The 14,934-nt window shown below is 59.5% G+C and carries 13 protein-coding genes; 9 read left to right on the forward strand and 4 right to left on the reverse strand.

Annotation, left to right across the window (positions count from 1 at the left end; translation table 11 throughout):
- Positions 1 to 486 precede the first annotated feature (486 nt).
- Together DKY63_RS06110 and DKY63_RS06115 are read left to right on the forward strand one after the other, a co-directional pair.
- Positions 487 to 2,145, forward strand: a complete 1,659-nt coding sequence (locus tag DKY63_RS06110; RefSeq protein ID WP_110963273.1) for a nitrite/sulfite reductase — start codon at positions 487 to 489, stop codon at positions 2,143 to 2,145.
- A complete protein-coding gene (locus DKY63_RS06115) occupies positions 2,129 to 2,623 on the forward strand; it encodes a DUF934 domain-containing protein (RefSeq protein WP_110963274.1) in 495 nt (164 codons plus the stop codon). The genes DKY63_RS06110 and DKY63_RS06115 overlap by 17 nt, the downstream gene beginning before the upstream one ends.
- Positions 2,624 to 2,667: 44 nt before the next feature.
- Here DKY63_RS06115 and DKY63_RS06120 read toward each other — a convergent pair whose 3' ends face one another.
- Both DKY63_RS06120 and sohB read right to left on the reverse strand, forming a co-directional pair.
- The gene (locus DKY63_RS06120; protein ID WP_110963275.1) at positions 2,668 to 6,582 is read right to left on the reverse strand and encodes a leucine-rich repeat domain-containing protein; all 3,915 of its coding nucleotides are present in this window, start codon (positions 6,580 to 6,582) and stop codon (positions 2,668 to 2,670) included.
- Between the two features lie 169 nt (positions 6,583 to 6,751).
- Positions 6,752 to 7,774 carry a protease SohB gene (sohB, locus tag DKY63_RS06125; RefSeq protein WP_110963276.1) on the reverse strand — a complete coding sequence of 341 codons (1,023 nt, stop codon included), beginning with the start codon at positions 7,772 to 7,774 and terminating at the stop codon, positions 6,752 to 6,754.
- Positions 7,775 to 7,975: 201 nt separating this feature from the next.
- On the opposite strand from sohB, the gene DKY63_RS06130 reads away from it, so the two are divergent.
- The 5 genes from DKY63_RS06130 to DKY63_RS06150 all read left to right on the forward strand — a co-directional run bounded on the left by DKY63_RS06130 (position 7,976) and on the right by DKY63_RS06150 (position 12,468).
- Positions 7,976 to 8,686 carry a histidine phosphatase family protein gene (locus DKY63_RS06130; protein WP_110963277.1) on the forward strand — a complete coding sequence of 237 codons (711 nt, stop codon included), beginning with the start codon at positions 7,976 to 7,978 and terminating at the stop codon, positions 8,684 to 8,686.
- Between the two features lie 78 nt (positions 8,687 to 8,764).
- Positions 8,765 to 9,079 (forward strand): SCP2 sterol-binding domain-containing protein, encoded by a 315-nt coding sequence (locus DKY63_RS06135; protein ID WP_110963278.1) that lies wholly within the window; start codon positions 8,765 to 8,767, stop codon positions 9,077 to 9,079.
- Positions 9,080 to 9,267: 188 nt separating this feature from the next.
- Positions 9,268 to 10,131: a LysR family transcriptional regulator gene (locus tag DKY63_RS06140; protein WP_110963279.1), complete on the forward strand. Its 864-nt coding sequence runs from the start codon at positions 9,268 to 9,270 to the stop codon at positions 10,129 to 10,131.
- 106 nt (positions 10,132 to 10,237) lie between these two features.
- Positions 10,238 to 11,383: a sterol desaturase/SRPBCC family protein gene (locus DKY63_RS06145; RefSeq protein ID WP_110963280.1), complete on the forward strand. Its 1,146-nt coding sequence runs from the start codon at positions 10,238 to 10,240 to the stop codon at positions 11,381 to 11,383.
- Complete coding sequence (locus DKY63_RS06150) at positions 11,380 to 12,468, forward strand: SMP-30/gluconolactonase/LRE family protein (RefSeq protein WP_110963281.1); 1,089 nt, start codon at positions 11,380 to 11,382, stop codon at positions 12,466 to 12,468. The genes DKY63_RS06145 and DKY63_RS06150 overlap by 4 nt, the downstream gene beginning before the upstream one ends.
- A 161-nt stretch (positions 12,469 to 12,629) precedes the next feature.
- On the opposite strand, the gene DKY63_RS32360 is transcribed toward DKY63_RS06150, so the two are convergent.
- Positions 12,630 to 12,791 (reverse strand): hypothetical protein, encoded by a 162-nt coding sequence (locus DKY63_RS32360; RefSeq protein ID WP_204354301.1) that lies wholly within the window; start codon positions 12,789 to 12,791, stop codon positions 12,630 to 12,632.
- Positions 12,792 to 12,900: 109 nt separating this feature from the next.
- On the reverse strand, positions 12,901 to 13,134 hold the full coding sequence (locus DKY63_RS06155) for a DUF465 domain-containing protein (RefSeq protein ID WP_110963282.1): 234 nt from the start codon (positions 13,132 to 13,134) through the stop codon (positions 12,901 to 12,903).
- Positions 13,135 to 13,342: 208 nt separating this feature from the next.
- Between DKY63_RS06155 and DKY63_RS06160 the strand changes: the two genes are divergently transcribed.
- On the forward strand, positions 13,343 to 13,864 hold the full coding sequence (locus tag DKY63_RS06160; protein WP_110963283.1) for a DUF4142 domain-containing protein: 522 nt from the start codon (positions 13,343 to 13,345) through the stop codon (positions 13,862 to 13,864).
- 214 nt (positions 13,865 to 14,078) lie between these two features.
- On the forward strand, positions 14,079 to 14,930 hold the full coding sequence (locus DKY63_RS06165) for an STAS domain-containing protein (RefSeq protein WP_110963284.1): 852 nt from the start codon (positions 14,079 to 14,081) through the stop codon (positions 14,928 to 14,930).
- Positions 14,931 to 14,934: the final 4 nt, after the last annotated feature.

The following is a 14,934-nucleotide window of genomic DNA, read 5'->3' on the forward strand; positions in this document are numbered from 1 at the left end:
TTATAGCCAGCGAACGCCCGCAAAACGGCGTTTATTGCAGTTTTTGTCCGACAATCGTCAGACCAGGGCCCGGACGGGTCGTTTACTGATGACTCACCCAGAAAATCGCCGTGCTGACCACCAGAATGATCAGGAACAGAATCGCCCAGGCATCGACCGTGCTATCGCTTTTCCTTGCTTTGGTTGGGTTGCTCATTGCATCGCCTCTTGTCGGTTTTATCGGTGATTGCAGAAAGACTCGACCAGAGTTAAGACGATGATTGCCCGCACGACAAATGTGGGTTAGACGGCAACTATTCGCGTTAGGCGATTTGGTTCTTTACATATATTGAAACATCACTTTTGCGCATAACTGCAAACTGGTATCTTGCCCCGGCTCCGTGGGGAGTGCGCGGCCGTGCGCGCAGAATTGCAGAGGCTCTTGGACTGCGGCAAGCACAAAAACGCAGCTGTATCCGAGCGACCCAGCCTGAGAACAGGACTTATATGTACGTATACGACGAGTACGATCAGCGGATCATCGAGGACCGCGTCAAGCAGTTCCGTGATCAGACCCGACGCTATCTGGCAGGCGAGCTGAGTGAAGAAGAATTCCGCCCTCTGCGCCTGCAGAACGGGCTTTATATCCAGCGTTTCGCGCCGATGTTGCGAGTGGCGGTGCCTTACGGCCAGCTGACTTCGCGCCAGATGCGAATGATGGCCAAGATTGCCCGTGACTACGACAAGGGCTATGCCCACATCAGTACCCGGCAGAACGTGCAGTTCAACTGGCCGGCAGTGGAAGACATCCCGGACATCCTGGCTGAACTGGCCACCGTGCAGATGCACGCGATCCAGACCAGCGGCAACTGCCTGCGCAACGTCACCACCGACCAGTTCGCCGGTGTCGCTGCGGACGAGCTGATCGACCCGCGTCCATGGTGCGAAATCGTTCGTCAATGGACCACTTTCCACCCGGAATTCGCCTACCTGCCGCGCAAATTCAAGATCGCCGTCAACGGTTCGACCTCCGACCGCGCCGCCATCGAAGTCCACGACATTGGCCTTGAGCCGGTGCACAACGCCGCTGGCGAACTGGGCTTCCGCGTGCTGGTCGGTGGCGGCCTGGGCCGTACGCCGGTGGTGGGTGCATTCATCAATGAATTCCTGCCGTGGCAAGACCTGTTGAGCTACCTCGACGCCATCCTGCGGGTCTACAACCGCTATGGCCGTCGCGACAACAAGTACAAGGCCCGAATCAAGATTCTGGTAAAAGCACTGACCCCTGAAGTCTTCGCGCAAAAAGTCGATGCGGAAATGGAACACCTGCGCGGTGGCCAGACCACGCTGACCGAAGCCGAAGTGCATCGCGTCGCCAAACACTTCGTCGACCCGGACTACAAGGCCCTGGACAATCAGGCTGCCGCCCTGGCCGAACTCGACAAGGAACACCCGGGCTTCGCCCGCTGGCGCAGCCGCAACACCGTGGCGCACAAGAAGCCGGGTTATGTGGCCGTGACCCTGTCCCTGAAGCCGACCGGCGTTGCGCCGGGCGACATCACCGACAAGCAGCTCGACGCCGTGGCCGATCTGGCCGAGCGTTACAGCTACGGTCAATTGCGTACTTCCCACGAGCAGAACATCATCCTGGCCGACGTTGAACAGAGCCAGCTGTTTACTCTGTGGGGCGAGTTACGCGAGAAAGGTTTCGCCACGCCGAACATCGGCCTGTTGACCGACATCATCTGCTGCCCTGGCGGTGATTTCTGCTCCCTGGCCAACGCCAAGTCGATCCCGATCGCCGAATCGATCCAGCGTCGCTTCGACGACCTGGACTATCTGTTCGACATCGGCGAACTGGACCTGAACATTTCCGGTTGCATGAACGCTTGCGGTCACCACCACGTCGGCCACATCGGCATCCTCGGGGTGGACAAGAAAGGCGAAGAGTTCTACCAGGTATCCCTGGGCGGCAGCGCCAGTCGCGACGCCAGCCTGGGCAAGATCCTCGGGCCTTCCTTCGCCCAGGACGACATGCCAGACGTGATCTCGAAACTGATCGACGTGTACATCGAACAACGTACCGAAGACGAGCGCTTCATCGACACTTATCAGCGTATCGGCATCGACCTCTTCAAGGAACGCGTCTATGCAGCGAATCATTAAGAACCAAGAAGTCGTCGACGAAACCTGGCACCTGCTGCCCAAGGATTTCAACATCGACGAGATCAGCAACTGCGACGACCTGATCGTCCCGTTGCAGCTGTGGCGCGAACACGCCCGCATGCTCCAGGCCCGCGACGGCGGCCTGGGCGTCTGGCTGGACGCCGATGAAGAAGCCGAAGAAATCGGTGAAGACGCCAACAAGTTCCAGGTCATCGCCTTGAACTTCCCGGCGTTCACCGACGGGCGCAACTACTCCAACGCTCGCCTGCTGCGTGACCGCTATGGTTTCAAGGGTGAATTGCGGGCGATTGGTGATGTGCTGCGCGACCAGTTGTTCTACATGCACCGCTGCGGTTTCGATGCCTTTGCCATTCGCGCCGACAAAGACCCGTACGAAGCCCTGGAAGGTCTCAAGGACTTCTCGGTGACCTATCAGGCCGCCACCGACGAACCGCTGCCGCTGTTCCGTCGCCGTTGATCCTGATGCCTTGAGCCCCTTGCGGGCTCAAGGCTCATGGCGTGTTACGACCCCCCTCCTACCACCGGAAACGGCCGCCCCAAGGCTACCCAGTTGTTGTAGAGCTTCGCCCGGTCTTCCAGTGTCGTGAACGCCGCGAACGGGTTGTCGAAAGCTCCAGCCGGTAATGCCACATCCTGCGTTAATCGCCCCCACAACTCCTGCGAAGCATCGGCGTGCGTCAACAATCGCCAGACCCGTGCCTGAAGCTCCGGATAATTGACCTGAAAATCCGGGGTGAGCGTCAAAGTGTTCATGGTCCCCAGAAACCGCCCGCCCCGTGGCTTGAGCGCCAGGCGTTGCCAGATCTGCAGGTGGGCATCGTGTCGTCCTTGATCCATGTCGCGTAGCCAGGCTGCCGGATCGGCATAGTTGTTTCCCGGTGCACTCAACCACAGGTTCAATCCGGTGTTCTCCCTATGGCTGACGAGCCGTCGCAGCGTGTCTTCGTCCGTTATGGGATTGCCCCACAACAGCACTCGATCCCTGGCGACAGCCTGATTCAGTACGGACTGGGGAACGCGATGAATCCGGTTATTGCGCAAGTCCAGCGCATCGAGATACGGCTGATCCATGATTCCGATCGGGCACGACGTGATTTGCGTATCGTCGAGCCTCAGTACTCGCAACTGACTCATACCGATGACTACAGGGGGAGCACCCAACGGGTTATTGCCAAGATCCAGCGATTGAAGGTTAGTCAATTGAGCCAACTGGCCGGCCTCGGCGCCTTGAAAGGTCAATTGGGTGGTACGCAGGTTCAACGAGGTGAGGTGTTGTAACTGAGGTATCGCTGGCGGCAAAGCGCTCACCAGTTGTCCGTTGATGTCGGGCAATCGCAGGTCCGTCTGTTCCAGGTTCAGGGTTCGCAGATTGGGAAAACGTTCCAGAAAGCCATTCAACGTTTCCCGTTCGAACACGTGGAAGCTTCCGAGGTTCAGCCCCACCACATCATTGAAACGGACATTCAGGTCCGGTAACCGATGAAAGTCCTCGTGGCTCATGTTCATCGTGAAACCTGCAACGTGATCTCCTGAATAGTGGCTATTGGGCCTGGGTGAGCGTTTCTCGAAGATCGAAATCAGTTCATCGGCGAGTTCGCCTCTGGTTTCAAGCTCGTACTCCATCGTGTCTTGCAAGATTTCCACGTTACGCGATGCGATCTCCGCGAAGGTAAGGTCCTCTGTCCCCGGGTCGCCTATTTGCAGGAAAGGCACGTCCATATCATGGATGTCTTGCGCCACTTGATCGAGCCAGGACTCAAGGTCCGTATGCAACTGCTGCAACTGCTGTCGCAAGTGATCGATGTGAGCCTGCGCGCCACTTCCTGCACGCTGCAGAATCTCATCGACTTCGTTGCTGGAAAACTCGGGGTAAATGTCCTTGAGCTGCAACCTCATCATTTCTTGCGTCAAGGCCGCCCCTTCAGGCGTGTCGGGATAGCCTCCGCCTCTAAGCCCCGACGCCTCGAAGGGCAGGCCCGAGTCCATTCTGCCCAGACCGAGCATCAGCTCTGAACGAAGCAGCGGCCGGTCGCTGACTTTCAGCTTCAGTTCATTGCCAGGACTGCTGGGTATCAACCCCAATGCCGAACGCTCGTCCGCGGACAGCAAACTGGCGACAGCCTCGTAAATATCTGTGGTCGCAGAGGACTCCGTTGAATGGGTGGCGGGTAGATAGCCCGCGCCAGACCTGATCACGACCCGGCAATCAAGCGTATCGAGCGGGCCACTGCGATCCAGCAGCTGCCTTGCGATTGAACTGTCCCGGATCTCGATTCGCAGGCCCTTGGGCCAGCCAGGCAGATTTTTCAGCGAGTGCAGGGCCAGCGTGTCGGTCTCCGGATTGGAAATCGAGCGCAAGTAAAGACCTTCATAAGCTCGATTGAGACGCACATGTTGCTGGTACTGGCGAGCCTTGCTATCCAGCTGACTGAATAGTTGCCTTGCTTGCGCAGCGTCCGGTGGAGAGCTGAAGTCGATACCGTAACGATCAAGCATCTGCTCCACAGCGGATTTGGGCAGGCCGGGGTATTGCCGTTGGAACAGCTGCACCCATTTGTGCTCGGACTTTTGCAATGCCTGGTACCGGCGATTGAACAACTCGGCGGGCGTCGCGGATGGATCGCTCAGCCCCGCAACTTCCTGATCGATCCTGAAGCGATCAATCGTGTCCGCAAGCAAGGGAGTCGGAGCCCGTCCGGCTTGCATGAGGCGCAGCATGTCATCATCAATGGCACTGACCTTGCCGATCTGTGCCAGCACCTCATCGCTGAACGTCCCCGCCGGAGCGCCGACGCCGCGTAAAAGCTCGACGCGAGAAGGCAATGGCGACATCGGATGCATGGGCGCTTCAGCATCGACGGCTGGCAGGCTCGACCCGGCCGAGGCTTCGCCCTCTGCATCGGGCGCCCTGGCCGGTCCCGCCACATCCCCTCCTTCGCCGTGCAGCGACGCGACACCCTCGGCCAACGGCAAGGCATTGAGCAAACCGAATACCGTGCGAGTGAGGCCTTCGGAACGTTGGTCGGCTGTCTCGCCGTTTACGGCCTGGTTCAGGCCATAACCCGCATCGATCAGGCCAGCCAACACCAGCAAGCCCTCGCCTCCCGGCACAAACAGCGCCAAGGGGCCGAACTGGTTCACCCACTGCACAATCGGCTCGATGACCGCACTCAGATTGTCGCGGTTGACCTGCGCATCATCGCGGATGGTTTCGACGCTGGCCTGGGCAGCGCGCTTCATCGTCAGTACCAACTGCGCAAAGGGATCGGTTGTTGCCGAGGCAAGCTCGAAGCCGATGTAATCGTCGGGATCCCAGTAGCCGTCGTTGTTGAAAAATCCCGCTTCGGCGGTCAGCCAATGTTCCCCGGGATAAACCGCCATGCCCTCCAGCGCGGTGAGGACACCGGCGTGAAAGGTCCCGTCATGTCGATCTTCATCGGCGAAGTGAGCCGCCAGCGCCTGTTTGGTTTCAGGCCTCTTCCCCTGCTCGACCATCCACTGGCGCAGCCGTTTGGTATCGGGAAAGTCATGCAATGGCGAGGAGTTGCCGGGGATGTACAACAAGACCCTGCCGCTGGCACGGTCGCGAAAGCACCAGATGTCTGTCGCGGTGTATCGATAGAGCTTCAACCGACTCGCCTCGATGCTTGAGGGAATCCGCGTCGGCGCTTGCAACTGCTGCATCGTCAGCGTTTCCCATGCCTGATCGCGGGGCAATCCGGCCGCTTGCATGGCCAGTTCGAAGCCCTGTCGGGACAAAACGTTTTCCTGGCGCTGCAACCATGCCGACATGACAAAAGCGGCTTTGGTCGATGTTCTCAGGGGATAGGGTCTGGCATCCGTTATCGCTTGATCAGAGGGCCAGGCCTTGTCGACATAGGCCTGATACTTGTCCTTGAAAAACAGTGTCCAGACCCATTTTTTGTAGTCCGCCGGCCTGAGGTTGATCTGAGTTTGCGGTCCATAGACCTGCGGTTGCGTGGACAGATAGATGCCTTCATACGTCTTGTGATTGCCGCTACCGCGGTCGGCGAACTCATCGACATGGCTGACGATGCGAACAGGGGGCCCGACGTCCGGCGGCGTATACAAGCCGAAGGCGGTTTCACCGAAGCGCCCGTCGCCAACGGTCTGGTAATTGGAAAGCAGCGTTTCGACCAGTGTTCGTGAACTCGCCACCTGCCCCTGGTGCACCCCGTTTTGTGCGGGATGACCCCGGTAGTCGTAATCGAGGGTGACCAGCAAGGCGGTCTGCGGATCAATGCCCGCGCCCCACTTTTGCTTGATCAGCTGTTCGCCAAATTGACCGGGGCTTTGTGGAAGGGCAGTGTCCACGACGGCTTTGAGCTCGTCGCGCAGGGGTAAAGGCGCTGCAGGATCCTGCGGGGAAACCGGGTCGTGTGAAGGTGTGCTCATGGTGCATTCCTTTGCAATCAATGGAGGAATGTCACCCTATCCAGTGCGGACTTTGCGAAACATCGGAGTGATCGCCAGCAGTGCCTGGAAAGTTCGCTGCTGCCGAGTGGAAACTGGATGGCTGATAAAAGCACCTGTGGGAGCGAGCCTGCTCGCTCCCACAGAGATGTCACCAGAAACGCTGCTGGGTCAACCGGCTCCACCAACTCAGCAAAACGCGATCCACCGAGCCACTGGCCGCCATGCCGATGCGCTCCGGCAGGCTTTTGCGTTCGGCGTAGTGCAGGTGATAGAGCTCCGATTGCTTGGCGCGCTCAGCCAGGTATTCGTCGCTGGTCTTGAGTTCGTCCACCAGTTGTTTGTCCAGCGCGGCCACACCAAGCCAGATTTCGCCGGTGGCCACTTCATCGATGGCCAGCTGCGGGCGATAGCGGGAAACGAAGTTCTTGAACAACTGGTGAGTGATGTCCAGGTCTTCCTGGAACTTCTCACGGCCCTTCTCGGTGTTTTCACCAAACACCGTCAGGGTGCGTTTGTATTCGCCGGCGGTCAGTACTTCGAAGTCGATGTCGTGTTTTTTCAGCAGGCGATTGACGTTGGGCAACTGCGCGACCACGCCGATCGAACCGAGGATGGCGAACGGTGCGCTGATGATCTTCTGACCGATGCACGCCATCATGTAGCCGCCGCTGGCCGCCACCTTGTCGATACACACGGTCAGCGGCACGCCGGCTTCACGGATGCGCGCCAGCTGCGAAGACGCCAGGCCGTAGCTGTGCACCATGCCGCCGCCGCTTTCCAGACGCAGGACCACTTCATCCTTGGGCGTGGCCAGCGTCAGCAGCGCGGTGATTTCATGACGCAGGCTTTCGGTGGCCGAGGCCTTGATGTCGCCGTTGAAGTCCAGCACGAACACCCGTGGCTTGGCCTCGGGCTTTTTCTTCTGCTTCTTCTCGGTCTTGACCTGGGATTTTCGCAAGGCCTTGAGCTGGTCCTTGTCGAGCAAGGTCTGCTCCAGGCGCTCACGCAGCCCTTTGTAGAAATCATTGAGTTTGCTGACCTGCAACTGGCCGGCGGTCTTGCGTCGACCTTTGCTGCGCAAGGCCGCAAAGCTGGCCAGGACCACCAGAATGGCGATCACCAGGGTCACGGTCTTGGCCAGAAAAACAGCGTATTCGGACAAAAAATCCACACAGGACTCCTCAAGCGATGCGCGACGTGAAGCGCGCGGGATACCTCCAGCATACCCATGCGTCGGCGTTGCGACCAGTCGTGAAACCTTCACCGACGGGCCTGTAACGGGCATTTCAAACAAGCGTATGTTTTTTCATTGACAGCTCACCGCCATCCTCATAACCTCGCCAAACCTTCAACGTACCGGGACGACGCGGACGTGGGCAGCATCTACTTGATTCGACATGGCCAGGCCTCCTTCGGTGCGGACGACTACGACGTCCTCTCCCCGACCGGTATTCGCCAGGCAGAAATCCTTGGCCAGCACCTGGCCGAACTCGGTATCAGCTTCGATCGCTGCCTGGCGGGCGACTTGCGTCGCCAGCAACACACCGCCACCAGCGCCCTGGAACAATTCGCTGCCGTGGGCCTGCCGGTGCCGATCCTGGAAACCGACTCCGCCTTCAATGAATTCGACGCCGACGCGGTGATTCGCGCACTGCTTCCCGCGATGCTGCCCGATGAGCCGCACGCCCTGGACATCCTGCGCAACGCCGCGCAAAACCGCGCCGAGTTCCAGCGCATCTTTGCCCTGATCATCGAACGCTGGCTGGCCGGCACCTACGACACGCCGGAGCTGGAAAGCTGGCTGGGCTTTGTCGAACGGGTCCGCGGCGGATTGAACAGGATTCTCGAACAGGCCGACAACACCCAGAAAATCGCGGTGTTCACCTCCGGCGGCACCATCACCGCCCTGCTCCACCTCATTACTCAGATGCCTGCCAAACAGGCCTTTGAACTGAACTGGCAAATCGTTAACACCTCGCTCAACCACCTGAAATTTCGTGGCCGCGAGGTGGCCCTGGCTTCTTTCAACGGTCATGCGCACCTGCAACTGTTGAAAGCCCCGGAACTCATCACCTTCCGCTGAGTCCGGACTATTGTGACCCTGGCTGTACTCACCCAGCTGTTATTACCCTGCTCCAATTACCAAAAAAAGGATCAAACCATGACCTCCGTAGCTGATGCCGTACAAGCAATGAAAGCCAAGTTCAACCCAGCCGCTGCTGCCGGTCTGGACCTGGTCTTCGGTTTCCGCATCGACGAGACCAAGCACTTCTCCCTGGTCGTCAAGGACAGCACCTGCGAGCTGAAAGAAGGCGAGAACCCGGACGCCCAGGTGACCCTGGTGATGGACGGCGAAACCCTGGAAGGCATCGTCAGCGGCGAAACCGACGGCATGCAGGCATTCATGGGCGGCAAACTGCGCGCTGAAGGCGACATGATGCTGGCAATGAAACTGTCCGAGCTGTTCCCGGCCTAAGAGAAGCCTCTCTGGCTATACACGAAACCCGCCCTTGTGGCGGGTTTTGTCATTGTAGGAGCGAGCCTGCTTGCGATGGACTCAAGGGCACCGCGTTTAGCCAATCAACACGCGTCATCGTTAACGTCCATCGCGAGCAGGCTCGCTCCTACAGGTACAATGCCACCACTCCCCACACCGGCCACCCCATGGACATCGACCTCGCCCGCACCTTCCTGGAAATCGTCCGCCACGGCAGCCTGGCCGCAGCCGCCGAGAAGCTCCACGTCACCCAGACCGCGATCACCGCACGGGTGCAGAAACTCGAAAGCCAACTGGGCAGCACGCTGTTTGTGCGCAATCGCGCCGGTGCGCGCCTGACGCCCAATGGCGAAGCTTTCGTGGTGTATGCCAATCAACTGGTGGAAACCTGGGAAGCCGCGCGCCGGGATCTGCCGCTGCCCGAGGGCTATCACGATGTGTTGCACATCGGTGGCGAAGTCAGCCTGTGCAACCCGTTGATGCTCAGTTGGGCGGCGGAACTGCGGGAAAAGATTCCCAGCCATGCCCTGCGCATGGAAATTCGCGACGGCGAAAACCTGCTGCGGCAACTGGAACTGGGGGTGCTCGATGCAGCCCTGGTCTATCAGCCCGAATACTGGCCGCGCCTGCAGGTCGAACAGGTACTGGAAGAGAAGCTGGTCCTGGTGCGCCTGCCCGGGCGGGCCGACCCATACGTGTACATCGATTGGGGCCAGGATTTCCGTCGGCAACACGACGCCGCGCTGCCTGAGAAGGCCAAGGCGCCGCTGAGCTTCAACCTCGGTCCTCTGGGCTTGCAATACATTCTGGAAAATGGCGGCAGCGGCTACTTCCGCACCCGCGTCGTGCAGAGCTATCTGGAAAGCGGCGTGCTGGAACAAGTGCCCAAGGCTCCGGAATTCAACTATCCGACCTACCTGGTCTACTCCCGTGACCGCGACTCGCCCATCCTGCAACAGGCCTTCGACCTGCTGCGCGAAGTCATCCGCACCGATGATGACTGGTCGCAACGCTGGGACCCGTTGTCCTGAGTCCGGTTTACACCGGATGATGGCACTTGTGTCATCTTGGTTCGGCCAGCCAGTGCACCGGGATCGACTAATCTGCTGGGAATAACAATAACGACAGGTGATTGCAGTGAGGCAGACCACCGAAGCATTCCGCAGCCGTTACCGCGCAGGCATCCATCCCCTCTACAATCCGTGGCTCCATGGCACCTTCGTGCTCCTGTTCGGCGTTCTGGCCATCGCCGCGTTCTGGAGCACCGTCCACCAGGTCCAACCGCTGCAATGGCTGACGGTGCCGCTGACCTTGTTGCTGTTCAATTTCGGCGTGTACATGGTGCATCGCCACCTGGGGCATCACAAAAAAGCCTTCGCGCGGATGTTCTATGCCCGGCATGCCGGCGATCATCACAGTTTTTTCGCTCCCGGCAACATGACCTACGACAACGCTCGCGACTGGCGGGTGATTCTGTTTCCGGCGTGGCTGATCGTCCTGCACACACTGGTCATCACCTTGCCGATCTGGTGGCTGCTCACCCGGTTCGATACCAATGTCGCCGGCCTGGCGGGTGGCTGCCTGGTCCTCGGCTACCTCGCCTACGAGGTGCTCCACGCCTGCGAGCACCTGCCGCCGCACAATCCGTTGGCGCGCCTGCCATGGATCCGCCAGATGCGTCGCCTGCATGAGCTGCATCACCGCCGCGAGATGATGCAGGAGCGCAATTTCAATATCGTTTTTCCATTGATGGACTACCTGTTCGGCACCCTTTACTGGGAACCGGAGCAGGCCACCCCTTACCTGACGAGAACGCCCATGACCCGCATGCAGCATCAAGTCGACATCGCAGGAAATCCCATCGATGTACTCGCCTACGCCAGCACCGTGACCCGCTGGCCCGAGTGGCATCCTTCCTCGCTGAAGATCAATGGCCAGAAAGGCCCGCTGCACGCCGGCGCCCGGTTCGATGAGGACATTCGCGCAGGCGGACGCGACGGCCATTTGAGCTGGATGGTCGATGAGTATCTGCCGGGACGGCGCTGGGTGGCCCAGGCCCAGGGCGATCATGGTCTGTCGCTGGTGCTCACCTACGAATGCGAGGCGCTGGGGAATGCAACGCGGTTTATCCGCACCCTCGAATATCGGTTCAGCGGCCTGGGAATGCGTATCGCCAACCGGCTGCTGCTCAGGCGCCGGATTGATCGCGAGTCGGCCGCGTCGATGCTGGCCTTGCGCGAAATGGCGGAAAAGCAGCTGGCGCAGTCGGGAGTCAAAGCGTGAGTCGATCGATCCGGTTTCACCATTGGGTGTTGCTGTTGATCGTGCTCATTGGCGCGTTCCTGCTGCTGATGCCGACCAAGGTGCGGCCGGTGGCCTGGACACCGCCGCCCGCCCCCTCCCTCACCAACGGCGTGTATGCCGATAACCAGCGTCTGAAGGACGTGCAACCTGTCGGTGCCGTGGACATCGACGGTCCTGAAGCGCTACTGCTGGAAGACGACATGCTGATCACCGGTCTGCATGACGGCCGAGTGCTGCGTACCAGCCTGGACGGCAAGACCCGCACCGTCCTGACCGATACCGGCGGCCGTCCGCTGGGCCTGGCCCGTCATCCCAATGGTTTGCTGGTGATCGCCGATGCGCTCAAGGGTTTGCTGTCGCTGGATGCCCAGGGTCGGCTGGTGGCGCTGAGCACCGCCGCCGGTGGCGTACCCTTCGGTTTTACCGACGATGTGGTGATCGACAAGCCCGGGCACTTCGCCTACTTCACCGATGCCTCAAGCCGCTTCGGTTACGGCAGGGACGGCGAGGCGATCATCGAGCACGGCGGCGACGGGCGTCTGCTGCGTTACGACTTCCAGAGCGGAAAGACCGAGGTGCTGCTGGATAAGCTGGAGTTCGCCAACGGAGTCACCCTCGGACCGGACGATGCCTTCGTGCTGGTCAACGAAACCGGCGCCTACCGCATCAGCCGCTACTGGTTGAGCGGACCGCAAGCCGGTACTCATGATCTGTTCATCGATAACTTGCCGGGGCTGCCGGACAACCTGTCATTCAATGGCCGCGACCGCTTCTGGGTGGCGCTGTACGCACCACGCAGCGCTCTGCTGGATGCCACGGCGCAGCATCCGTTCATACGCAAGATGCTTGTGCGCGCCATGACCGTGCTGCCCAAACCGGTGGAAAAACGCGGCTTTGCCCTGGGCCTGGACCTCGACGGCAAGGTCATCGCCAACCTGCAGGACGCAAGCAGCGGTAACTACTCGCCGATCACCACCGTGCGTGAATATGGGGAATGGTTGTATTTCGGGTCACTCAAGGCCAGGAACATGGTGCGATTGCCCCTGAAGACCGCATTGCAATAAACACCAGGCCCCCGGTAGGAGCTGCCGAAGGCTGCGATCTTTTGATTTTGATTTAAAAAACAAGATCAAAAGATCGCAGCCTTCGGCAGCTCCTACCGGGGGTGGTGTGTCCCCAAGGAGCCATTGTGGGAGCGAGCCTACTCGCGATGGCAATCGCCCAGTCACCGCCGCTCGGGCTGCCTGTTTTTCTCCGGCTCGACATCTTCCGGCACCGGCTCTTCCTCGGGAAAGGCCGTGGTATGCGCCGGGCTGTTGGGTTCTGGATGAGTGGGAACCGGATCGAACCCACCCTGCTCTTCAGAAGGGAATTTCACTTTGTTCATGGGGCACCTCGCATGGAGCCGTATCGTCGGACTCTGAACATTCGAGGTGCCGGTTTTTATCGCCGTTCCAACTTTCGCTCACCGGTCGTCGGTGACGCTGCAACCAGAGTCAGGACGGCGACTGCAGCTGCCTGACGATCTTGTCCTTGACCTCCAGGCGCTTGGCCTTGAGCCTTGTCACCGCGTCATCGCTGGATTTGGCCTCCTCTGCCTCCACCACCGCTTTATCCGCCTGGGAATACTTGTTGATCAACGAGTCCAGTAACGGATCTTCGGCACGTCTCTTTTGGATTTCTTCCCTTGTGCGGTTCAGATCCTTAAACAGGTCGTGTGACACCGGCATGGAACACCTCCGTTTGTTAATCGGTAGCAAACGCGACTGATTGCGTTCGCCAACTATCAGAATGGCCTCGGTTGGCCGATTCTGTCGACCATCCATCTGACCGGCGGTGCCCGTTCGTCGTCCTGTCGCAAACGGGATCAAACCTTTGCCAACACGACGACCTCCACACAGTAACGATCACCTCGATCAACTGCGTGGAGAAGCACCAATGGACGGATTGAAACTGCGCCACCTCGTTCTGACTTTAGCCTTGAGTACCAGCATGGGCGCGGCTTTTGCAGCGACCTCCAATGATTTCGTCGACAAGGCTGCCGCCGGTGGCATCGCCGAAGTCGAAGCCAGCCGCCTGGCGCTGGAAAAAAGCCAATCGGCCGACATCAAGGCATTCGCCAACATGATGATCACCGACCACGGCAAGGCCAACGACGAGCTGGCGAGCATCGCGAAAAAGAATGACATCGAAGTCCCGGACAGCACGACGCTGGTCAAACAGGCCAAGGAAAAGATCCTCGACATGCGCGATGAATCCTTCGACGCCGCCTATGCCAACAACCAGGTCAAGGCCCACGAAGAAGCCATCAAGCTATTCGAGAAACAAGCCAACACCGTCACCGACGACCAAACCAAGGGCGCCACCGAACTCAAAGGGTTCGCCCAGCAAATGCTGCCGGGGCTGCAAAAGCACCTGGACATGGCGAAAAAGCTGCAAGCGGCTCACCCAAGCAAATAATTGCGCTGCACGACAGGAAAACCGCATCCGTGATGCGGTTTTCTTTTGCATTCGATAAAAAACCGCCGCCAAGGCCCGCGCCGCCTACAGTGAATGTGCTGCGAATGAAAAATGCTGGCAAAAGAGCACAACTATTCCATTCGCCAAATGTCACTGCTTTTGCGCCGGTCGTTTTTCGGGGAATCGGCGCTCTACATAAAAGGAGTCCAGTCTCATGGCGGCACTGCAATCCGGCACCATCGATGCGATTAAAAAAAACCAGGCGCCACTGCTTGCGCAATGGACCCAGAGCCTTGAAGACAGCGGTGCCACGCGCAATCTCAAGGATCAGGACCTGAAACAACAGACTTCGGAGTTCCTGCACCTGATTGTCTCGGGCCTGGAAAAGGGCAACGGCCAGAACATTGCCGCGGCCGGCTGGGACGAGATCCGCCTGTTCCTGGAAAAGCTTTCCCATAGCCGCGCCCTCCTCGGCCATGATTCCTACCAGACCGCCAACTTCATCTTTTCGCTCAAGGGCCCGCTGTTCGCCTTGCTGCAAAATCACTATCAGGACAGCCCGGCACTGCTGGCCGAGCAGGTCTGGGAAATCTCCGAACTGCTCGACGCACTGGGCATGCACACCATCCGCACCTTCCAGAAATCCCGCGAGTCGGTGATCAAGCGCCAGCAGGAAGAGTTGCTGGAACTGTCGACCCCGGTGGTCAAGCTCTGGGACGGTGTGCTGGCCCTGCCGATGATCGGCACCCTCGACTCGCAGCGCACCCAGGTGGTGATGGAATCGCTGTTGCAGCGGATCGTCGACACCGGCTCGGAGATCGCCATCATCGACATCACCGGCGTACCGACCGTCGACACCCTGGTGGCCCAGCACCTGCTCAAGACCGTCACCGCGATTCGCCTGATGGGCGCCGATTGCATCATCAGCGGCGTGCGTCCGCAGATCGCCCAGACCATCGTGCATCTGGGGCTGGACCTGCAAGGCGTGGTGACCAAGGCCAACCTGGCCGATGCCCTGAAACTGGCCCTGACCCGGCTGGGAATGACCATCAGCAAGGCGGACTGAGCCC

It is taken from the genome of Pseudomonas putida (genome assembly GCF_003228315.1).
Taxonomy (GTDB): domain Bacteria; phylum Pseudomonadota; class Gammaproteobacteria; order Pseudomonadales; family Pseudomonadaceae; genus Aquipseudomonas; species Aquipseudomonas putida_S.